Origin of the sequence: Serratia silvae (genome assembly GCF_023282985.1) — a bacterium.
Taxonomy (GTDB): Bacteria; Pseudomonadota; Gammaproteobacteria; order Enterobacterales; family Enterobacteriaceae; genus Chania; species Chania silvae.
The window spans coordinates 237,389-257,939 of the sequence record NZ_JAGQDC010000003.1 but is presented as its reverse complement, the minus strand read 5'-3'; the positions used below and the strand labels follow the sequence as shown (position 1 = coordinate 257,939).

General features: G+C 55.9%; 18 protein-coding genes. 10 read left to right on the top strand and 8 right to left on the bottom strand.

Annotated features, from left to right (window positions below):
* Positions 1 to 135: 135 nt before the first annotated feature.
* A complete protein-coding gene (cysS, locus tag KAJ71_RS05495; protein ID WP_024528446.1) occupies positions 136 to 1,521 on the bottom strand; it encodes a cysteine--tRNA ligase in 1,386 nt (461 codons plus the stop codon).
* 286 nt (positions 1,522 to 1,807) lie between these two features.
* Between cysS and ppiB the strand changes: the two genes are divergently transcribed.
* From ppiB to purK, 4 genes are all read left to right on the top strand, one after another.
* Entirely contained in the window at positions 1,808 to 2,302 is a 495-nt protein-coding gene (ppiB, locus tag KAJ71_RS05490; RefSeq protein ID WP_248944760.1) for a peptidylprolyl isomerase B, read from the top strand.
* Positions 2,303 to 2,312: 10 nt separating this feature from the next.
* Positions 2,313 to 3,035, top strand: a complete 723-nt coding sequence (locus KAJ71_RS05485; protein ID WP_248944759.1) for a UDP-2,3-diacylglucosamine diphosphatase — start codon at positions 2,313 to 2,315, stop codon at positions 3,033 to 3,035.
* A gap of 131 nt (positions 3,036 to 3,166) precedes the next feature.
* Positions 3,167 to 3,691 (top strand): 5-(carboxyamino)imidazole ribonucleotide mutase, encoded by a 525-nt coding sequence (purE, locus tag KAJ71_RS05480; protein ID WP_024486090.1) that lies wholly within the window; start codon positions 3,167 to 3,169, stop codon positions 3,689 to 3,691.
* Positions 3,688 to 4,755, top strand: coding sequence for a 5-(carboxyamino)imidazole ribonucleotide synthase (gene purK / locus KAJ71_RS05475; protein ID WP_248944758.1), 1,068 nt, complete (start codon positions 3,688 to 3,690; stop codon positions 4,753 to 4,755). Before purE ends, purK begins: the two co-directional genes overlap by 4 nt.
* Before the next feature lie 58 nt (positions 4,756 to 4,813).
* Here purK and ybbP read toward each other — a convergent pair whose 3' ends face one another.
* Entirely contained in the window at positions 4,814 to 7,246 is a 2,433-nt protein-coding gene (gene ybbP / locus KAJ71_RS05470; RefSeq protein ID WP_248944757.1) for a putative ABC transporter permease subunit YbbP, read from the bottom strand.
* A complete protein-coding gene (ybbA, locus tag KAJ71_RS05465; RefSeq protein WP_024486093.1) occupies positions 7,243 to 7,929 on the bottom strand; it encodes a putative ABC transporter ATP-binding protein YbbA in 687 nt (228 codons plus the stop codon). The genes ybbP and ybbA overlap by 4 nt, the downstream gene beginning before the upstream one ends.
* Between ybbA and tesA the strand changes: the two genes are divergently transcribed.
* The 3 genes from tesA to KAJ71_RS05450 all read left to right on the top strand — a co-directional run bounded on the left by tesA (position 7,900) and on the right by KAJ71_RS05450 (position 10,280).
* Entirely contained in the window at positions 7,900 to 8,538 is a 639-nt protein-coding gene (tesA, locus tag KAJ71_RS05460) for a multifunctional acyl-CoA thioesterase I/protease I/lysophospholipase L1 (protein ID WP_248944971.1), read from the top strand. The genes ybbA and tesA overlap by 30 nt on opposite strands.
* Positions 8,539 to 8,563: 25 nt before the next feature.
* Positions 8,564 to 9,340 carry an SDR family oxidoreductase gene (locus KAJ71_RS05455; protein WP_248944756.1) on the top strand — a complete coding sequence of 259 codons (777 nt, stop codon included), beginning with the start codon at positions 8,564 to 8,566 and terminating at the stop codon, positions 9,338 to 9,340.
* A gap of 85 nt (positions 9,341 to 9,425) precedes the next feature.
* Positions 9,426 to 10,280, top strand: a complete 855-nt coding sequence (locus KAJ71_RS05450; protein ID WP_021805422.1) for a co-chaperone YbbN — start codon at positions 9,426 to 9,428, stop codon at positions 10,278 to 10,280.
* 43 nt (positions 10,281 to 10,323) lie between these two features.
* Here the strand turns inward: KAJ71_RS05450 and KAJ71_RS05445 are convergent, their stop codons facing one another.
* The 5 genes from KAJ71_RS05445 to KAJ71_RS05425 form a co-directional block, all read right to left on the bottom strand.
* Positions 10,324 to 11,550, bottom strand: coding sequence for an MFS transporter (locus KAJ71_RS05445; protein ID WP_248944755.1), 1,227 nt, complete (start codon positions 11,548 to 11,550; stop codon positions 10,324 to 10,326).
* A 43-nt stretch (positions 11,551 to 11,593) separates the two neighbouring features.
* The gene (locus KAJ71_RS05440) at positions 11,594 to 12,496 is read right to left on the bottom strand and encodes a carbamate kinase (protein WP_248944754.1); all 903 of its coding nucleotides are present in this window, start codon (positions 12,494 to 12,496) and stop codon (positions 11,594 to 11,596) included.
* A gap of 187 nt (positions 12,497 to 12,683) precedes the next feature.
* The gene (locus KAJ71_RS05435) at positions 12,684 to 13,502 is read right to left on the bottom strand and encodes an oxamate carbamoyltransferase subunit AllH family protein (RefSeq protein ID WP_248944753.1); all 819 of its coding nucleotides are present in this window, start codon (positions 13,500 to 13,502) and stop codon (positions 12,684 to 12,686) included.
* A 43-nt stretch (positions 13,503 to 13,545) separates the two neighbouring features.
* On the bottom strand, positions 13,546 to 14,811 hold the full coding sequence (locus KAJ71_RS05430; protein ID WP_121606089.1) for a YlbE family protein: 1,266 nt from the start codon (positions 14,809 to 14,811) through the stop codon (positions 13,546 to 13,548).
* 9 nt (positions 14,812 to 14,820) lie between these two features.
* Positions 14,821 to 16,488, bottom strand: a complete 1,668-nt coding sequence (locus KAJ71_RS05425) for an acyl-CoA synthetase FdrA (RefSeq protein ID WP_248944752.1) — start codon at positions 16,486 to 16,488, stop codon at positions 14,821 to 14,823.
* A gap of 364 nt (positions 16,489 to 16,852) precedes the next feature.
* Between KAJ71_RS05425 and allD the strand changes: the two genes are divergently transcribed.
* From allD to KAJ71_RS05410, 3 genes are all read left to right on the top strand, one after another.
* Positions 16,853 to 17,902 (top strand): ureidoglycolate dehydrogenase, encoded by a 1,050-nt coding sequence (allD, locus tag KAJ71_RS05420; RefSeq protein ID WP_248944750.1) that lies wholly within the window; start codon positions 16,853 to 16,855, stop codon positions 17,900 to 17,902.
* Positions 17,903 to 18,022: 120 nt separating this feature from the next.
* Positions 18,023 to 19,270, top strand: coding sequence for an allantoate deiminase (allC, locus tag KAJ71_RS05415; RefSeq protein WP_248944749.1), 1,248 nt, complete (start codon positions 18,023 to 18,025; stop codon positions 19,268 to 19,270).
* Positions 19,267 to 20,544 (top strand): MFS transporter, encoded by a 1,278-nt coding sequence (locus tag KAJ71_RS05410; protein WP_248944748.1) that lies wholly within the window; start codon positions 19,267 to 19,269, stop codon positions 20,542 to 20,544. Before allC ends, KAJ71_RS05410 begins: the two co-directional genes overlap by 4 nt.
* The last annotated feature ends 7 nt before the right edge of the window (positions 20,545 to 20,551 follow it).

The following is a 20,551-nucleotide window of genomic DNA, read 5'->3' as shown; positions in this document are numbered from 1 at the left end:
TGACTGGGGTGACAAATCTGTCGGGAACAGATTTGAACGCTGTACACAGCGGCCCCGCAGGGGGGAGGCCTACGGATGGGCCGAATAGCTATGTGCAGGTAACAACGCTGCAGCTTGAAAGACGACGGGTATAGCTTACTTACGGCGCCAGCTAGTCCCCTGCGGCCCATCTTCCAGCACGATATTCATCTCGTTCAACCGATCGCGAGCGGCATCTGCCAGCGCCCAGTCTTTGGCAGCACGTGCGTCGTTACGCTGTTTGATCAACGCCTCGATCTCTGCCACCTCCGAGTCATCCGCTTGCGCGCCGCCTTGCAGGAACTGCTCAGGTTCCTGTTGCAGCAGACCCAGCACCTTAGCGAGTTTACGCAGCTCTGCCGCCAATCCATTCGCCGCCGCCATGTCCTCGCTCTTCAGGCGGTTTACTTCACGTGCCAAGTCGAACAACGCAGAATAGGCTTCTGGGGTGTTAAAGTCGTCGTCCATCGCCTCACGGAAGCGAGCTTCAAACACTTCACCACCAGCGGGTTGAGCATTGGCATCGGTGCCACGCAGTGCGGTGTATAAACGTTCCAGCGAGGCACGCGCCTGCTTGAGGTTATCTTCGCTGTAGTTCAGTTGGCTGCGGTAGTGGCCAGACATCAGGAAGTAACGCACGGTTTCGGCGTCGTAATAACCCAGCACGTCACGGATGGTAAAGAAGTTGTTCAATGACTTGGACATCTTCTCTCTATCGATCATCACCATCCCGGAATGCATCCAGTAATTGACGTACGGGCCATCATGCGCGCAGCTGGATTGGGCAATCTCGTTCTCGTGGTGCGGGAACATCAGATCGGAGCCACCGCCGTGAATGTCAAAATGGGTGCCAAGCTGTTTGCAGTTCATGGCCGAGCATTCGATATGCCAGCCTGGGCGGCCAGGGCCCCAAGGTGATTCCCAACTTGGTTCGCCTGGCTTGGACATCTTCCACAGCACGAAGTCCATCGGATTGCGCTTCACGTCGTCGATTTCCACGCGCGCACCGGCTTGCAACTGCTCCAGATCCTGGCGAGACAGCAGGCCGTATTGCGGATCGCTATCGATAGAGAACATCACGTCGCCGTTGCTGGCCACATAGGCATGATCGCGCGCCAACAGACGTTGGGTGATTTCGATGATTTCTTCGATGTGATGGGTGGCACGCGGCTCCTGATCCGGGCGTTCGATCAGCAGCGAATCAAAATCGGCGTGCATCTCTGCCAGCATACGCGTGGTCAGTTGATCGCAGGTTTCGCCGTTTTCTGCCGCGCGGCGGATGATTTTATCGTCTACGTCGGTCACGTTACGCACGTAGTTCAGCGAATAGCCGAGATAACGCAGATAACGCGCTACCACGTCGAAAGCGACAAAAGTACGCCCGTGGCCGATATGACACAGGTCATAAATGGTTACCCCGCACACGTACATACCGACTTTACCGGCATGAATGGGCTTAAATTCCTCTTTTTGACGACTCAGGGTATTAAATATCTTTAGCATCAGGGCTGTCCGTGGTGTGCGTGATAACAAACATATCCGCATATTGAAACCCGAAGGCTGTTCTATTGCAAGGTCAAGCCCAAGGATTGCTGAATTGATCGGCAGAAAATTGTGTGGGATAGGAATTAACCTAAGCCAGATCAAGATGACTACACGTGTATTTCTGCTGTGGAACTGCCACTCTAGCCACTGCTGACTGATTAATGGAGATATGTTATAAAGTCGGTCTGATTGCTCACACGCCTTCCTATGTGACAGCTCATTTCATCTTGCTAGGACTAAAACTATGGTTACTTTCCACACCAATCACGGCGATATCGTTATCAAGACCTTTGCTGACAAGGCTCCGGTTACCGTTGAGAACTTCCTGAACTACTGCCGTGAAGGCTTCTACAACAACACCATCTTCCACCGTGTTATCAACGGCTTTATGGTTCAGGGCGGTGGTTTTGAACCTGGTATGCATCAGAAAGACACCAAAGCAACCATCAAGAACGAAGCCAACAACGGCCTGAAAAACACCCGTGGCACCCTGGCAATGGCTCGTACCAACGATCCACACTCTGCTACCGCCCAGTTCTTCATCAACGTGGTTGATAACGACTTCCTGAACTTCCGTGCTGAAAACGCCCAGGGTTGGGGTTACTGCGTATTTGCCGAAGTCGCAGAAGGCATGGACGTGGTCGAGAAGATCAAAGCGGTAAAAACTGGCCGCAGCGGCATGCACCAGGATGTACCAGTTGAAGATGTAGTGATCACCAGCGTTACCGTCAGCGAGTAATCGCGGCTGCATGAGCACGCTGTTCATCGCAGACCTGCATCTATGCGCACAGGAACCGGCAATTACTGCCGGTTTTCTGCGTTTTTTGCAGCGTGAAGCCGTTCACGCCGATGCGTTATATATCCTGGGCGATCTGTTTGAAGCCTGGATTGGTGATGACGACCCCGAGCCGTTGCATCACGAAATTGCCGCCGCACTAAAGGCGTTGCACCAAGCCGGAGTACCCTGCTACTTCATTCACGGCAACCGCGATTTCCTGTTGGGTAAGCGCTTTGCCAAGCAGAGCGGCATGAGCCTGCTACCCGAAGAACAAGTCGTCGAGCTGTATGGCCGCAAGATCCTGATCCTGCATGGCGATACCCTATGCACCGACGATCAGGCCTATCAAGAATTCCGCAAGAAAGTTCATAACACCTGGATCCAACGCGCTTTTCTGGCGCTCCCTCTGCGCTGGCGGTTGAAGATTGCCGCAAAAATGCGCGCACGCAGCCAGCAAAGCAACCAATACAAATCCACCGCAATTATGGACGTCAACCCGCAGGCCGTTGAGCAGGCCATGTTGCGCCACAACGTCCTCTGGATGATCCACGGCCACACCCATCGCCCGGCAATCCATCCGCTGGCATTACCTAACGGTGAAGCCCATCGCGCGGTGTTAGGAGCCTGGCATACACAAGGCTCAATGATTAAAGTCACGGCAGACGCCGTCGAACTGATCGAGTTCCCCTTCTAGGCCGTTTTCCTGCTTTTGAGGGCAAAAACCGTCGACGCAACCGTTTTCCTCGCCTTGTACCCATGATATGCTCTACGCCCTCATACGGCCTGCCAGCCGACGTTTGTCCACATCACAGGAGCCATGCACTCATGGGAGCCACCGCTACTTCAGCCGCCAACGCTGGGGTTAAAATCGCAATCGTAATGGGTTCAAAAAGTGACTGGGCCACTATGCAGTCTGCGGCCGAAGTTCTGACCACGCTGGATGTCCCGTTCCATGTCGAAGTTGTCTCCGCCCACCGTACGCCGGATAAGCTGTTCAGCTTTGCCGAACACGCCAAGGCTATGGGTTTTGACGTGATCATCGCCGGTGCCGGGGGTGCTGCGCATCTGCCAGGCATGCTGGCGGCCAAAACGCTGGTTCCGGTGCTGGGTGTGCCGGTACAAAGCGCTGCGTTAAGCGGTGTCGATAGTCTGTATTCCATCGTGCAGATGCCACGCGGCATTCCAGTTGGTACTCTCGCCATCGGTAAAGCCGGAGCGGCCAACGCCGGGTTGCTGGCAGCACAAATTCTGGCGCTGCACGATGCCGGGCTGGCACAGCGATTAGCACAGTGGCGTCAGGCCCAGACCGACGAGGTGCTGAACCACCCAGACCCACGGGAGGACGCATGAAGCCGGTTTGCGTACTGGGTAACGGCCAGTTAGGACGTATGCTGCGCCAGGCCGGTGAGCCACTGGGAATTGCAGTTTATCCTGTCGGTCTGGATGCCGAGCCTGAAGCGGTGCCCTATCAGAATGCAGTGATCACCGCAGAGATCGAGCGCTGGCCAGAAACCGCTCTGACCCGCGAGCTGGCGACGCACAACAATTTCGTCAACCGCGATATTTTCCCGCGTTTGGCCGACCGACTCACACAGAAACAACTGCTCGATCAACTGCATCTAGCTACCGCCCCTTGGCAATTGCTGGCAAACGCTAGCGAGTGGCCTCAGGTGTTTGCCACCTTGGGTGAGTTGGCGATCGTTAAACGCCGCGTCGGCGGTTATGACGGACGCGGTCAGTGGCGTTTGCGCCCTGGTCAAGAAGCGGAGTTACCGGCGGATAACTATGGTGAATGTATCGTCGAGCAGGGGATTAATTTCTCTGGTGAAGTGTCGTTGGTGGGTGCCCGTGGTCACGATGGCCAGTCGGTATTCTATCCGCTGACCCATAACCTGCACGAAGAAGGCATCCTGCGTACCAGTGTAGCGCTGCCAAAACCTAACCCAGCGTTGCAGCAGCAGGCCGAGCAAATGTTGGCTGCGATCCTCGATGAGTTGAACTACGTGGGTGTGATGGCGATGGAGTGCTTTATCGTCGGTGACAGCCTGTTGATCAATGAGCTGGCTCCGCGTGTCCACAACAGCGGCCACTGGACGCAGAACGGTGCGTCTATCAGCCAATTTGAGCTGCATCTGCGTGCCATCCTGGGTCTACCGCTGCCTAAGCCGGTGGTGAATACGCCTTCGGTGATGGTCAACCTGATTGGCACGGCGGTTAATCAGCAATGGCTGGCCCTACCGCTGGTGCATTTGCACTGGTATGAGAAAGAGGTGCGTGAGGGGCGTAAGGTGGGTCATCTGAACCTTAACGATCCGGATGCAGCCTCTTTGCAACAGGCGTTGCAGGCGTTAGCGCCGCTGCTGCCAGCCGAGTACCAAAGTGGCTTGGCCTGGGCTCAGCAAAAGCTGGGATAATCCGTTCAAAACTGCAAATTGAGGGTTCAGCCACGCTGAACCCTTTTTTATTCGCCGTTTAACCTTCGTAGCTGCGGAACAACGCCCGGCCGCGCAGCAGGCGCACACCAAGCCAGCCGCCACACAGCGAGAGCAGCAAGGCACTCAGCAGCGGTAACGCCCACCACAGCACCGGCGTAGGTGCCCACGGGAAGTCGAACACCTTGGTTTGCAACAGCCACAGCGCGGCCTCCGCACCCACCGCCGCCGCAATGCCGGCCACCAGCCCCAGCAAGGCAAACTCGCACCACAGCGTACCGCGCAGCAGGCGTTTGCCAGCGCCTAGCGTGCGGTAGACCACCAGTTCCTGCCTACGCTGCCGCATCCCTACCTGTACCTGTGCCAGCAACAGCAGACCACCGCAGATCACCACCAGCACCACCATCACCTCCAGCGCCCTGCTCACCTGCTGCAACACGCCGCCGACCTGCTTGAGGATCGAACCGATATCCAGCAGGCTGAGGGTTGGGAACTGGCGATTTAGCTGAGTGAGCACCTTGCCGTCGCCGTCGTAGCGGAAGCTGGTCAGCCAGGTTTGTGGCTGGCCGTCCAATGCACCCGGCGGGAAGATAAAGTAGAAGTTCGGCTTCAGGCTTTCCCAATCTACCTGCCGCAGGCTGGTGACTTTGGCGCTGAACGATTGGGTATCGCCACTGAACGTCAAGGTATCGCCCAGTTTGATCTTGAGCCGACCGGCGATCCCTTCATCCATCGAGACCTCACCGGTTTTCGGCGGCCAGGTGCCTGCCGTCAGCGGGTTATGATCCGGCAGATCGCTTTGCCAAGTCAGATTCAGTTCACGGTTAACCGCCTCGCCGCCCGGATCGTCTTCATGCACCCGCTCCGTCGCCACCTGCTGGTTAATTTCCGACAGGCGCACACGCACGATAGGATAAAAGGTTTCCTCATGCAGCTGATGCTGTTGCAAGAAGGCTTTTACCTGCGGAACCTGTACCGTGGTCATATTCAGCAGGAAATAGTTCGGGCTGTCTGGCGGTAACTGCTGTTGCCAGCGATCGAGGAGATCGCCACGCAATACCAGCAACAGAGCCAACAACATAAACGACAGCGAGAACGCCGCTAACTGGCTGATCGTCACCCAAGGCTGATGCAACAGGCGATTCACCGCCAACCGCAGCGCCAGATTTTTCAGCGTGATACGCCGCAGCAGCAACAGACTGCCCCAGCCAATTCCCCCCAGCAGCAAGGCCAGCACCACCATACCGGCCAGAATGGCCCACAGTAGCGTACTTGCCCCCATCAATACCGTTAACAGCCCGACCACAATCGCCGCAGTAGCAGGTAGGAAGTAGCGCAGCGGCCAGACGTTGGCCACCACATCCCGGCGCAGAACACGCAGTGGCTGAGTCGCCAGCAATTGCCGGTACGGACGTAGCCCCACCAGCAGCGAAATCATGACCAGAGCCCCCATCGCCCACAGCCATGGCCAAGCCCCGGCAGCAGGGAGTTCCCCCGGCAACACCGGTGCCAGCAAGCGGATCAGCACCGCTTCAAACCCGAGACCAATCACGCTGCCGCAGGTTCCCGCCAACACCAGTACCGCCAGCCACTGGCCAATAATCAGCTTGCTAAGCGCCTTTCTGCCAGCGCCCAAGGTTTTCAATACCGCAATCAGATCATAGCGGCTGCGGCAATAATGGCTCATCGCCACTGCTACGGCAGCAATCGACAGCAGCAAGGTCAGCAACGCCGAAAGCAGCAGGAACTGCTGAGAACGCTGTAGCGATTTGCCCAACGCGCTGCCTGACTCCTCCAGCCCATACCAGCGCTGATCGGGTTTGAGCTGCGGTTTGAGGCGATCTTCATAACGTTGAATATCGGCTGGCGTACCGGCAAACATATAACGGTAGGTCAGGCGACTGCCCGGCTGCACCGCGCCGGTTTTATCCACGTCCGCCAGGTTGATGATAATACCAGGGGCAGTCTGGAACGGATTAAAGCCGGAATCCGGCTCCTGCACGATTTCACCGGCGATGCGTAACGTGGTATCCCCCACCTCCAGATTGTCACCGACCTTGATATCCAATAATGCCAACAGGCGCGGAGCCACCAGTACGCTGCCCGGCATGGGTTTGAGATGGGCTGGCAGGGTTTCCAACTGCCCATACAGCGGATAGGCCGCATCGGTAGCCTTGACGTTGGCCAGTAGCGGACGATCCCCTGCGTAGGTCATGGTAGTAAAAGAAAGCTGGCGGCTGACTTTCAGCCCCTGTTGCTGGGCATCGAGCAACCAGCCTTCCGGCACCGGGTGCGCGGTACGCAATACCCGATCCCCGGCGATAAAGTCGCGGCTTTGCTGGCTCAAGCCTTTGTCCATGCGATCGCTGATGCTGCCCAGTGCCAGCACGCAGGCGACCGACAGCGTCAACGCCAGCCAGACGATCAGCAGCGAAGGTGATCGCCATTCACGCCAGAACCAACGCCAAATCATGCTTCCTCCCACAGCTTGCCTTCACGCAAGCGCAGCCGCCGCTGACAGCGCGCCGCCAGGGTCTCGTCATGGGTGACCAGGATCAGTGTGGTGGCGAAATCGCGGTTGAGGGAGAACAACAGATCGGCAATGCGCTCACCGGTCTGGCGATCCAGGTTGCCGGTGGGTTCATCGGCGAACAGCACCCGTGGGCGACCACTGAACGCCCGTGCCAGCGCCACACGCTGTTGCTCCCCGCCGGAAAGTTGCGCTGGCAGGTGGCTAAGACGCTTGCCTAACCCCAGCTGTTCCAGCAGTTGCACCGCCTGGTCACGGCTTTGACGATCGCTTTCGCCACGCAGCAGTGCCGGTAGCTGCACGTTCTCCAACGCATTCAGCGTGGGGACCAGCATGAAAGACTGGAACACAAAACCGACATTTTTCGCCCGCAGTGCGGCGCGCCCTTCTTCATCCAGTGCGGTCAACGATTCCCCCAGCAGGCTAACTTCTCCTTCGCTGCCGTCGTCCAGCCCGGCAAGGATGCCCAACAAGGTCGATTTGCCTGAACCGGACTCGCCGATCAGCGCAATTGTCTGTGCGGGTTTGACAACCAGCTCGACTCCGGTAAGGATGGTAAGCTGATGCTCACCCTGACCAACGTGTTTACTAAGATGATGAACTTCAAGAACGTTTTCCGCTGGCATCTTCCCTTCCTTTTGCTGTTGGGATTATTCAGTTTACGTGCTGTCGCGGCCGATACCTTATTGATTTTAGGCGACAGTTTAAGTGCTGGCTATCGGTTGCCGGTAGCGCAAGCCTGGGCAACTCGCCTGGCCGATGAGTGGCAGAAACAGCCCGGCCACCCGAAGGTGGTGAATGCCAGTATCAGCGGCGACACCGCCGCTCAGGGGCTGGCACGCTTGCCCGAACTATTGAAGCAGCATCAGCCCCGCTGGGTGCTGATCGAACTGGGTGCCAATGATGGTCTGCGCGGCTTCCCAGCGGCGGATATCGAGCGCGATCTCAACCAGATTATCACGCTGGTTTTGCAAGCCGGTGCCAAACCGCTGCTGATGCAAATTCATATTCCGCCAAACTATGGCCGCCGCTACACCGAGGCCTTCGGTGCGATCTATCCAGCGTTGGCCAAGCAGTTCAACATTCCGCTGCTGCCGTTTTATATGGAACAGGTGGTGATCAAACCGGAATGGATGCAGGATGACGGATTGCACCCCAATCAGGATGCCCAGCCGTTTATCGCCACCTGGATGGCGCAACAGCTGGAACCACTAGTTAAACATGAGTCTAACTGAATAGGGTTATCGACTAGGTAAAGTTATGCAAAAAGCAGTATTGATAACCGGCTGTTCCAGCGGGATAGGACTGATTGCAGCGCAAGATCTGCGTAACCGTGGCTATCGCGTGCTGGCCGCCTGCCGTAAACCGGAAGACGTGGAAAATATGCGCCAGCTTGGGTTGGAAGGCATTGAGCTGGATTTGGACGATAGCGCCAGCGTAGAACGCGCCGCCGCACAGGTGATCGAGCTGACCAACGGGCGGCTGTACGGCCTGTTCAACAATGCCGGTTTCGGCGTTTACGGCCCACTCAGCTCGATTTCACGCCACCAGTTGGAACGGCAATTCTCCGCCAACCTGTTTGGTACCCACCAGCTCACCCAGTTACTACTGCCAGCCATGATGCCGCACGGCGAAGGGCGCATTATTCAGACCAGTTCGGTGATGGGGTTAATCTCCAGCGCCGGACGTGGGGCCTATGCCGCCAGCAAATTTGCGCTGGAAGCCTGGTCAGATGCGTTGCGTATGGAGTTACACGGCAGCGGTATTCAGGTCAGCCTGATCGAGCCAGGCCCGCTAACAACCCACTTCACCCAGAACGTCAATCAGGCGCAGAGCGATAAACCGGTGCACAACCCGAGCATCGCCAAGCGTTTGACGCTGCCTGCCGATGCGGTGTTACCAAAGCTGCGCCACGCGCTGGAAAGTCCCAAAGCCAAGCTACGCTATCCGGTCACCCTACTGGCACATACCATGAGCATCCTGCGCCGCCTGTTGCCGGGACGTGCGCTGGACTGGCTATTGCGCAGTAATGGTTAAGCAAACGGGGACCAAGGGTTGAAGCGCGCCGCTTTGCCCCCATCTAGAATACATTGGCTCCGCAAGATCAGATTAGAGAGAAACCATGCTAGCTCAAGCCGTTGTTGATATTAACGAAACTAACCTGCACCAAACGCTGGAACAGTCCATGTCCCAGCCGGTGCTGTTCTACTTCTGGTCAGATCGCAGCCAGCACTGCCTGCAACTCACCCCGATACTGGATAAACTGGCAGCGGAATACGCAGGTCAGTTCGTTCTGGCGAAGGTGGATTGCGATGCCGAGCAGGCAATCGCCGCCCAGTTTGGCCTACGTTCCCTGCCAACCGTCTATCTGTTCAAGGATGGTCAGCCGGTTGATGGTTTCCAAGGGCCGCAGCCGGAAGAGATGATCCGCGAATTCCTGCAGCGTTTCCTGCCAAAAGCCGAAGACCTCAAGCTGGCAGAAGCCACCGAACTGTTACAGGAAGACCGTGCTGCAGAAGCTCTGCCTTTGCTGAAAGATGCCTGGAGTCTCAGCAATCAGCGCAGCGATATCGGCCTGACGTTGGCTGAAACCCAGATCGCCCTGAACAAGACGGATGATGCCGAAGCGGTGCTGGCGACTATCCCATTGCAGGATCGTGATACCCGTTACCTCGGCCTGGTCGCGCAGATTGAGTTGATGAAGCAGGCCGCCGATACGCCGGAAATTCAGCAGTTGCAACAGCAGGTTCAGCAACAGCCGGAAAACGTCGAGCTGGCCGTGCAACTAGCCTTGCAGTTACATCAGGTTGGCCGTAACGAAGAGGCGCTGGAATTACTGATGGGTCATCTGAAAAAGGATCTGGCGGCGGCTAACGGTAGCGCCCGCAAGACCTTGATGGATATTCTGGCCGCACTGGGGACTGGCGATGCGCTGGCCGCCAAGTATCGCCGCCAGCTGTATTCATTGCTGTACTAATCGAACTTGGGCGCAGCCGCACGGTTGCGCCCTGCATCAAACATCAAGCCTCCTGCGCCGGTTTCCCCTCTTTGACAAACAACATGGCGATAAAGCCCACCACCGTGATCATCGCGGCAAAATAGAAGCCCGCATTCAGCGTCCCCGTGCTGTCGGCAATAAAGCCGGTCACGTAAGGCGCAAAAATCGACGCCGCCATACCAAAGAAGTTATACAGCCCGAAAGCGGTACTGAGCGCGGCACGCGGGGCGTTGTCTGCCACCAGTGCGATCAGTACCGGGTTGAGGCTGATTTTGCCGATAAAGCCATACAGCACCAATACGCCAATCAGCGCCGCTTCACTGGTGGAATAGACGATGCCGAAGATCGCCAGCAGTGAGAAAGGCAGCATAAACAGCACCACCGGTTTTCTGCGGCCCAGTTTGTCGGAGATATAGCTGCAAATCAGCGTCCCCAACACCGAGATCCACGGCACGATAGAGGCGATGCTGGCAGCATGCACGATATCCATGCCGCGCTCTTTTTGCAGATAATACGGCAGCCAGGTAATGATCACGAAGAAGCCGTAGATCGAACAAAAGATGGTGATGTAGGCCATCAGCAGGTTACGGTTTTTAAACAGATCCAGAAAACTGAATTCGCTCTTTGCTGCCGTCGCTACTGGAGTATCGCTGGCACTTTGCGGTGCTTTTTCCCGAATGAAAAACAGCATCAGCAGCGCCACAATCAATACCGGTACCGCCATCGCCAGGAACGGCATCTTCCACGAAGTATGAAAATGCTCGATCATAAAGCTGGAAAGGTAATACCCCAACGCGATACCAAACGACATGCCACTGCCGATCACCGCACTGCCCAAGGTGATCCATTTCTTGGGGATGGCCTCGGAAGAAAGCGCATACTGCGGGCCATAATAGACGCCTTGTGAAGCGCCGGTCAGCATCCACAGCACGATGAAAATCAGAAAGTTGGATGAGATGCTGACGGCAGCGATAAACAGCGCAAACAGCATAAAGCCGCTGACCAGAATACGTTTTCTGCCCAAGCGGTCGCCCAATAGCCCCGCAGGCACCTGTAAAATGGTGTAGGTCAGAAAGAACAGGCTGCTGATTAAGCCCAAATGGCTTTTTGACAACCCGAACTCGGTTTGGATCTGCGGCATGATGGGGCTAAGAACTGAACGCCCGGCATAGATAACGACCCAGCCGAGGAAGAAGATCACGACGGTTTTAATCCAATAGGGCATTCGCTCTGTTTTTATAGTTTGCATATTCATTTTCCCTTGGTTGATGGGCCGCTAGGCCCATCCAGTATTACGGCGTAATTAATGTCCCCGCGGTGCCTGCCAGTACCGACTCGATGTCTTGCAAAGCGCCGATATGTGCCACCTTGCCGCTACGCTGCACAAAGCGGTTGACCGCCATGATTTTTGGCCCCATCGAGCCATCGGCTACCGCCATCGGTGCCAGCTCTTGGGTGGTGGCCGAACGAATGGCTTTTTGCTGCGGGGTGCCCCAGTGCTGATACACCGCGTCCGCGTCGGTTAGGATCACCAGGTGATCGGCATCCAGGGCTTCGGCCAGTAGCGCAGAGGCAAGATCCTTGTCGATCACCGCTTCGCTGCCGACCATTCCCTCTGCGCTGGCCACCATCGGAACACCGCCACCGCCGTTGCAAATCACGATGTGGTTTTTCGCCAACAGCAGATTGATGGCTTCAATATCGATAATCTTTTTTGGTTCAGGGGAAGGCACTACCCGGCGCAGGTATTTCCCATCCAGCTTCATGCTCCAGCCATATTTTTGCTCCAGCTCGGCTTGCTGCTGCGGCTCATAAACCGGCCCGATAAATTTGCTGGGTTCCCGATACGCCGGATCTTCGCTGTCTACCAAGACGCGAGTCAGCAACGTGGACACCGGCTGGGCAGGATGGAACGCCCCTAGCTGCTGGGCCAGCATATAACCGATCATGCCCTGGCTTTCCGCCACCAGAATGTCCAGCGGGTAAGGGGGAACATCGCGATAGGCCAGGTTCTGCAGCGCCAACAGCCCCACCTGTGGGCCGTTACCGTGCACGATGGCGATGCGGTATTTCTTGGCCAGTTTGCCAATGGCATCGGCGATTAACGCAATGCTCTGGTATTGATTCTCTGCAGATAACACCGCGCCACGCTTTAACAGGGCATTGCCCCCTAAGGCAATTACTAACGTTTCCATTCAGATACCTGTATTTAATACCCGTCGTCTTTCGAGCTGCAGCGTTGTTAGCTGCACTATCTCACCCCAGTCACTTACTAAACGTAAGCGCCTGGGGATGAGATAGCTTGGCGCCTAGCTGCGACTCGAAATCCATAGGGTATGTATTGGATAAATTCAGTGCTTTTTCAGTTTCAGATTAAAAAAACTAATAAAGACGATTGATTGCCATGACGCCCAGCCAGACGCCCAATAGCGTATCCGCACCGGAAAAATGCCCAGTTGCCAACATATCGTTGATGGCCGCGGGTAATTCTTTGGGCCTGAGTAAGGCGCGTGCCAGGAGTTGTACCGGGGTTGAGAAGATCCCCTGCTCGGCAAACTGCAAATAGTGGACGCTGACCAAGGTGGTCAACTGGTTTAACGGTTGGCTAGCGGCAAAAAAGGACGGTAACCTTGTGACATCTACGCGGCTATCGAGATGAGCCGCCAGCAACATGCCCAACACCGTGTCGTCATTGCTTGGCGTCAAACCTGGCCCTTTGCCAAGCACGGTGCTCCAGTCAACTTTCTGCCCCAGCAACCAGGCGGTAAAGTGCTGCTGTAGCTCGCGGATCTCCAGACAATGCGGCTGGTCAACGAGGCTCTCCAGGCGGCCAAACAGGCCGGTATGGTCGGCAACATCGGCCAGCGCGACGGCCAATGGCGGCAGCGCAATTTCCCCGCACACCTTCAGGCAGAGATCCAAACACCTCCCCTGGCGGTTGATGGCAATGTCCTCCAGTTCGATCCCCGTCGATGAAAGCTGGCAATACTGGGCCGCTGGCAAGCTGTCAAAGATTTCGTCGAAATCGTCATCGCCAATTTCCCAGCCCATCGGGCTAAGCCCGCGCCCTTCACGGTGCAGCGTCAGTAGCCGATCGTTAGGCGAGAGAAAGTTGATGGCATTGTTGAAACGCCCCACGCAGCGTAACGGACCATAATCTTGCGTGGCATAGCGGCTAACGGCTAACGTGGTGATGTCCATAACTTGCTCCCCAGCCCGGAGTTGCCTCCGGGCGAACTGGTTGTTACGCGCTGATACCCAGTTTTTCTGCCAGTGCTTCGATGGCTTTTTCAAAACAGCCCAATGGAGCACGCACGGTACCAGCACCAATCTGCCCAACCCCGGCTTCACGGTGGGCAATCCCGGTGTTGATCAATGGCGTGATACCCGTTTCCACCACCCGGCGGGCGTCCAGCCCCAAGCAAGCACCCTGGAAATCCCAGGTTGGGATTTGCAGCATCATGTTGCGTTCCAGGTAAATTTCGGCCATCTCTTCAGAGATATCGGTCGCGGCACTCATGCCACCGGCGGCACCGACAAAGCGGGTCACACCAGGCGCAGCAACCATGGCCGCACCGCCAATGCCGAAGGTCTCGGTAATGGCGCTATCGCCAATATCCGGGTTGGCGTCAGCCTGGCTATAGCCGGAGAAGAACAGGCCTTCCGGCGTATTGACCGGCGCGGTAAACCATTGGTCGCCCATGCCGCTGATCTTGACGCCAAAGTTTTTGCCGTTACGGGTCATCACCGTCACGATGGTGCCTTGCTTAATCTCGGCCCCGGCATCCATGGCCGCCTTGCAATAGGCCATCGCCAGGTTGAGGAAGAACTGGTCGGTAATGCTGAGGAATTGCATGACCTTGGCCAACTCAACGTTGTCCCGCTCAAGCAGGCTGATTTTAGGGGCTAACAGACGCATCAGCAGCGCCGACGCCGCGATATTACGCTGGTGGAACTCGTCCCCCATGGTGATGGCCTGAGCCATGACGGCGGTGAGGTCAATCCCCTCATCAAAGGTGGCCAGTACCTCTTTCAGTACCGGTGCCAATGAGTCACGCATCCAACACAGGCGAGCCTGCACGTCTGGCCCATAGGCTCCAAAGCGCATCACCTTACCGATCCCTTCGTTCAGGTTGCAGTAGGCATGGTTGCCATGAACGGTGTTTTTCACCACCACCAGCGGCATATGCGCCGAGGTGATGCCCCCCATCGGGCCAACGGCACTGACGTTATGGCAAGGGATGAATTCAATCTCACCCTTTTCCAGCAGCGCCAACGCCTGCTGCTCACTTTCGGCCCACTGCTCAAACAAGCAGGCCCCAATGCAGGCACCGCGTACCGGGCCGCTCATTTCCGCCCAGGTGACCGGCGGGCCGGCGTGCAGCAGTTTTCTCCCCTGTGCCAACTGCGGGATCAGGTTTTTAGCTAAATCAACATCCTGCCAATGTGGGCGGGCTTCACGGATCCTGGCGATAACGGCAGCGTTTGCTTGTTCAATAGTTGCGTACATATCAATCCCTTACTTTAAATTTTTCAGTATGTTAGCCAATCGTTGATTACCACCGGCCACCGGGGCCCATTGGTAATGCACCACTGAAATTTCGTTGGTTTGCAGATCGTCGGCAAAGCTACGCAGGCCTGCATTGATCACGGAAACACCGGCCAGCATAGCGGGTGCGGGTTCGTTAGTACCCAGCGCAGGCGGGGCGATTAACTGGCAGGCCAGCGCTACCGCTTCGGGCAGCGAATTCATCACGGCAATGCCCGCCTCGTTGAGCGTGGCAATCTGTTTGGAACGCTGCTGGGGATCTTGTTCGGTGCCTGTCACCGTGGCGATAACTGCCAGCGGATGGGCCGCACCACGCTTTTCGCGTACGCGTTTTACTTCGGTAGCCAAGGAATCTGCGGGATCTTCCTGGGCGCCATAGCCGATCACCACATCCAACAGCAGCACGCCAATCTGCGGCTGCTGAGCAAGGCGAGCGATTTCCTGATTGCGGGTGGAGGGGTCGATCATCGGGTGCGGTTTGCCCTGGGTGTAGAAATCGTCCCCCATATCGATAATGCGGTGCCCCTCAGCGTTGAGCATTGAGCCGTGTTGATGCTTGCTGTCGGCCTCCACGCCCAGCCGATCGGCCAGCAACATGGCGCATTCCGCCGCCAACGTGCCACCGGCGTACAAACCAGAGATTTTGCCACCGCATACCGCAGGTTGCTGTGCGGCCATTTGCTGCACGTTTGCCAACATCGCTGCCAGGCGTGCAGCCTCATCCAATGTAGTGGCGAAGGTGATGTTATCTTCCTGCTTCAGTGCGTTCTTGGCGCCAAGGAACAACGCGACCACCGGTTTGCCAAGGGTCTTCATCTCATCGATAACCCGTTGACGCACCGCTTCGGCCGGAGGCTTGGAGACAAACGCCAACACCTGGCTTTGTGGATCGGCCGCCAACATACGCAGTGCGGTGATAGCGCTGATACCACCGATTTCGGCGGTTAAATCACGCCCGCCCAAGCCAATGGCGTGAGAAATGCCCTGCCCGGCCAGGGTAATTTGTGAGGTCAGCTCCTGGATACCCGTTCCCGAAGCGCCAATGATGCCGATCATGCCTTTGGGTGCGACGTTGGCAAAGGCCAGCGGTGCCCCGGCAATATTGGCCGTGCCGCAGTCTGGCCCCATCACGATCAGGCCTTTGTCGCGCGCCTTGGTTTTTAGCGCCACTTCCTGCTCGACGCTGACGTTGTCGGAAAACATCATCACGTTGCAGCCATCGTCCAGCGCCTGATCGGCCAGCTCCGCGGCATATTCTCCAGCTATGGAGATCAACACCATATTGGCATCCGGTAGCTTTTGCCGCGCCATGCGCCAACTGCGTGCCTTGAGCAGGCGTTTACCGCCCTGCTGCCCCTGGGCAATGGCTTTCAATGCCAGGTCTAATGCTTCGCCGATCTGTGCGGTGATGCTGTCATCGGCAGATTCCGCCTTGATGGCCACGCAAATATCATTGGGGGTCGCTTCACTGAATTGCGGATGCCAGAAGCCGGTCGCTTCAAGTAAGGATTTATTGGCCGGCGTCCCCATCATGACCGATATTTCTTCGACGTTGGGTGATTCGCTGAGCTTACGGGAAATTAGCATCAGGCTGACGGAATCCTGAAAGCTCCCTTTCTTTATAAAAGCATGGATCATAGTGATATCCTTAAAACAGCATGTGAACTTCGCAATGGGCGTTTTCAGATATTTTTAGTAACCTATTTATTTCAGACCCCATATTCTTGTTGGCCAAGCTACAAATAAAATCTGTTGACGAAGGTGAGTCCCATCACACTTTGCCTATTGTTAGAAAAAATCATCAAGTCCAGCGGGGATTAATTGAATTCAATCATCAGAAACACGGTGCTTTGTTAAAAATAATCTAACAATGATAATGCTATTCAATGAAAATTTAAGCCAATAAAACAATAGCTGTCTGGATCACATTATTTAGCCCTAAGATTTATACATTACATACCAGAGATAGTTTAAATAAACCGTAGTAACGAAAGGACTGTCTATGAAAGTCTCTAAGCAGCAACTGCATCAACTGATTCAAAATAAAATTCATTCTGCAGGCCTAAGCCAGGAACACGCCGGGATTGTCGCGGACGTTTTGGTCCATGCGGATGCGCGCGGGATCCATTCCCATGGCGCGGTGAGGGTGGAATATTATTCTGAACGCATAAGCAAAGGCGGCACCAATAACAACCCGCATTTCACCTTTGAAAAAACCGGCCCTTGCAGCGCAGTATTTGATGGCGACAACGGTGCCGGGCACGTCGCAGCCAAGCTGGGTATGGACCACGCCATCGAAATGGCGAAAGAGAACGGCGTAGCGGTAGTAGGCGTTCGCCGCATCGGCCACAGTGGCGCGCTGTCTTACTTTGTGCAACAGGCCTCCCATGCAGGCATGATTGGCATCTCAGTGTGTCAGTCGGATCCGATGGTCGTCCCTTATGGTGGCGCAGAGGTTTATTACGGCACCAACCCCATCGCCTTCTCGGCACCGGCCGAAGGCGACGACATCATGACCTTCGATATGGCCACCACGGTTCAGGCCTGGGGTAAAGTGCTGGACGCCCGCTCACGCAACGTGCCAATCCCGGATACCTGGGCAGTAGACAGCGAAGGTAATAACACCACCGATCCTTTCGCCGTCAGCGGGCTGTTGCCTATCGCCGGGCCAAAAGGCTACGGCCTGATGATGATGGTTGATATTCTGTCCGGCGTGTTGCTTGGCCTGCCGTTCGGTAAACACGTCAGCTCGATGTATCACGACTTAAGCGCAGGCCGGGAGTTGGGCCAGCTGCATATCGTGCTCAACCCAAGCTATTTCACCAACGAAGCAACTTTCCGCAAACATATCAGCCAGGTAATGAGAGAACTGAACGAAATCAAACCGGCACCTGGCGTGAAACAAGTGCTCTATCCTGGCCAGGGTAGCCATATTCGTGAAATAGAAAGTGAAAAGAATGGCATCGATATTGTCGACGACATTTATCAATACCTGATTTCTGACGATATTTACCAACGCTCCTATGACCACAAAGATCCGTTTGCCAGTTAATCGGCAGATAAATTAACGCAGGCGGAGAAACGCTATTTTCACCGCCGTTTATTCTTATCCCCCTCCCGACAAAGCAGAGTTGGCGCATGTCTCAGGGAAGTTACAAGCAGGCAGATAAATATGAAAAATTTCCAACAAGAAATTCGCGAAACTTCTGGCTGGTTATCTAAGATAGGGGCAGATCCCAGCGGCGGCATGACGCGGTTGCTATATACCCCTGAGTGGGTGGAAGCCCAACAGGCGCTGAAGCAGACCTTTGAAACTGCCGGTCTGGCGACCTCCTTTGATGCCGTCGGCAATTTATCCGGCCGCCTCCAGGGCAGCAAATATCCCGATCAGGTGATCCTTTCCGGCTCGCATATCGATACGGTCGTCAACGGCGGCAACCTTGATGGGCAGTTTGGTATCGAAGCCGCCTATCTGGCGATCAAACATCTGAAAGAAACCTACGGCACGCCGTTGCGCACGCTGGAAGTCATCTCATTGGCCGAAGAGGAAGGCAGCCGTTTCCCTTACGTTTTCTGGGGCAGTAAAAACATTATTGGCTCCGCTCGCCCTGAAGAAGTCAAAAGCATCAGTGATGCCAAAGGCGTGAATTTCGTTGATGCCATGCATGGCGCAGGCTTTGGCTTCCGCCCGCAAGACCAGCCGCTGCGCAAAGATATCGCCGCCTTCGTTGAACTGCATATCGAGCAGGGCAAAGTGTTGGAGACCGAAGGAAAAACCATTGGCGTGGTCACCAGCATCGTCGGCCAGCGCCGCTACGATATCAAGCTCAAGGGCGAGGCTAACCACGCGGGCACCACGCCAATGGGTTACCGTAAGGACACCGTTTATGCCTTCAGCCGGATCTGTTACGAATCCATCGCCAAGGCCAAAGCGGAAGGCGACCCGCTGGTGCTGACCTTTGGCAAGGTAGAGCCAAAGCCTAATACCGTCAACGTCGTGCCTGGTTTTACCCATTTCACCCTGGATTGCCGCCACACCGATAAAGCGACGCTGCTGCGTTTTACCCAAGAGATCGAAGCCGATATTCAGCGCATCTGTGCCGAAATGGGCATTGAGGTCGAGATCGACCTGTGGATGGATGAAACGCCGATCCCGATGGACAAACAGCTGCTGGCCTGCGTCAGCCACCTGTGTGAAAGCCATAAGATGAACTACCGCATGATCCACAGCGGTGCTGGCCATGACTCACAGATTTTTGCCCCACACGTGCCGACGGTGATGATGTTTGTGCCAAGCATTGCCGGGATCAGCCATAACCCAGCGGAGAAAACCGAACTGTCCGACCTGGCCGAAGGGGTGAAAATTCTGGCGCATACCTTATACCAACTGGCCTATACCGAGCAGGGAGCCCGCCTATGAGCAACAGCAAAACCGCCTCCAACACCGGGTTTGATCCACTGTACTGGAAAAAAATCGTGGTGGTTCTGTGTCTGGGCTGGGCGGTGATCTGGATTTACCGCACGGTACTGACACCAATCTTCCCTGAGATCCAGGCAACCATCGGCGCACATTCGAACGCCGAGATGGGCCTGATCGCCAGCTTCTACTTCTTTGCCTATACCGGAATGCAGATCCCGGCCGGGATCCTGGTGGATAAGTTCGGCAAGAAAGTCGTGCTGATCCCAGGCTTTTGCCTGTTTATCATCGCCACGTTGCTGATCGGTAACGCCACCAGCCTGACCATGATCTACGCAGGTAGCCTGTTGGCCGGGATGGGCTGTGGCTCTTACTACGGATCGGCTTACTCGCTTTCATCAGAAAATATTCCGTTGGAACGCCGTGGTTTGGCCACCGCCATTATCAACAGCGGTTCCGCGCTGGGGATGGCCATTGGCCTGATCGCCTCCAGCCTGCTAGTGAAAAGCATGGGGATGGACTGGCAAATCATGCTGTTTATCATCACCGGCTTGCTGGTGGTGATGACGTTGGTGTTCTTCCTGGTGATCAAAGGAGGCTCCTACACCGCCTCACTGGCCGCTAGCCCGGCAGCCGCTGCGGCCAAGCCGGTAGAGGAGACCGAGGAAGCCAGCGGGTTGTTCAGCCTGCGGATGATTTCCGCCTACGTGATGTATTTTGCCACCTGCTATGGCTACTACATGATCGTGACCTGGCTGCCTTCCTTCCTGCAACAGGAACGTGGGTTCGAAGGCGTGGCCATCGGCTTCTCTGCCGCACTGGTTGCCTTTGCATCCGTACCAGGGGCGCTGTTCTTCAGCCGCATGTCTGACCGTTTCCGTGCCAAGAAAGTGCAGTTGATCATCTTCTTGCAAATCTGTGCCGCAGTGACGCTGATCTGCACCGTGGTCTCACCAGACTCCACCACCCTGCTGGTCAGCCTGATCCTTTACGGCCTGCTTGGCAAGCTGGCGGTGGATCCGATCATGATTTCCTTCGTCGCAGATAACGCTCCGAAGAAAGGCTACGGTACCAGCTTCGGCGTGTTCAACTTCTTCGGCATGTCCTCTTCGGTGATTGCTCCATTCCTCACCGGGGTGATCTCCGACAGCACTGGCTCCAAGGTGATGGGGTTCTATATCTCGGCCGCCATCTTACTGATCGGCACTGTGATCTTCTTTACCGTCAACGTATTGATGAAGCAGAAAAAAAATCGCCAAACGGCGGCACAGGCATAATTTTGTT

What these genes read in the sequence shown, in the direction of transcription:
- purE (WP_024486090.1), top strand. Translation starts at nt 3,167, where the DNA reads ATGGGAGCCACCGCTACTTCAGCCGCCAACGCTGGGGTTAAAATCGCA.
- ppiB (WP_248944760.1), top strand. Translation starts at nt 1,808, where the DNA reads ATGGTTACTTTCCACACCAATCACGGCGATATCGTTATCAAGACCTTT.
- allD (WP_248944750.1), top strand. Translation starts at nt 16,853, where the DNA reads ATGAAAGTCTCTAAGCAGCAACTGCATCAACTGATTCAAAATAAAATT.
- cysS (WP_024528446.1), bottom strand. Translation starts at nt 1,521, where the DNA reads ATGCTAAAGATATTTAATACCCTGAGTCGTCAAAAAGAGGAATTTAAG.
- KAJ71_RS05455 (WP_248944756.1), top strand. Translation starts at nt 8,564, where the DNA reads ATGCAAAAAGCAGTATTGATAACCGGCTGTTCCAGCGGGATAGGACTG.
- KAJ71_RS05450 (WP_021805422.1), top strand. Translation starts at nt 9,426, where the DNA reads ATGCTAGCTCAAGCCGTTGTTGATATTAACGAAACTAACCTGCACCAA.
- KAJ71_RS05430 (WP_121606089.1), bottom strand. Translation starts at nt 14,811, where the DNA reads ATGTACGCAACTATTGAACAAGCAAACGCTGCCGTTATCGCCAGGATC.
- ybbP (WP_248944757.1), bottom strand. Translation starts at nt 7,246, where the DNA reads ATGATTTGGCGTTGGTTCTGGCGTGAATGGCGATCACCTTCGCTGCTG.
- KAJ71_RS05410 (WP_248944748.1), top strand. Translation starts at nt 19,267, where the DNA reads ATGAGCAACAGCAAAACCGCCTCCAACACCGGGTTTGATCCACTGTAC.
- KAJ71_RS05445 (WP_248944755.1), bottom strand. Translation starts at nt 11,550, where the DNA reads ATGCAAACTATAAAAACAGAGCGAATGCCCTATTGGATTAAAACCGTC.
- KAJ71_RS05440 (WP_248944754.1), bottom strand. Translation starts at nt 12,496, where the DNA reads ATGGAAACGTTAGTAATTGCCTTAGGGGGCAATGCCCTGTTAAAGCGT.
- ybbA (WP_024486093.1), bottom strand. Translation starts at nt 7,929, where the DNA reads ATGCCAGCGGAAAACGTTCTTGAAGTTCATCATCTTAGTAAACACGTT.
- tesA (WP_248944971.1), top strand. Translation starts at nt 7,900, where the DNA reads ATGAACTTCAAGAACGTTTTCCGCTGGCATCTTCCCTTCCTTTTGCTG.
- KAJ71_RS05425 (WP_248944752.1), bottom strand. Translation starts at nt 16,488, where the DNA reads ATGATCCATGCTTTTATAAAGAAAGGGAGCTTTCAGGATTCCGTCAGC.
- purK (WP_248944758.1), top strand. Translation starts at nt 3,688, where the DNA reads ATGAAGCCGGTTTGCGTACTGGGTAACGGCCAGTTAGGACGTATGCTG.
- KAJ71_RS05485 (WP_248944759.1), top strand. Translation starts at nt 2,313, where the DNA reads ATGAGCACGCTGTTCATCGCAGACCTGCATCTATGCGCACAGGAACCG.
- KAJ71_RS05435 (WP_248944753.1), bottom strand. Translation starts at nt 13,502, where the DNA reads ATGGACATCACCACGTTAGCCGTTAGCCGCTATGCCACGCAAGATTAT.
- allC (WP_248944749.1), top strand. Translation starts at nt 18,023, where the DNA reads ATGAAAAATTTCCAACAAGAAATTCGCGAAACTTCTGGCTGGTTATCT.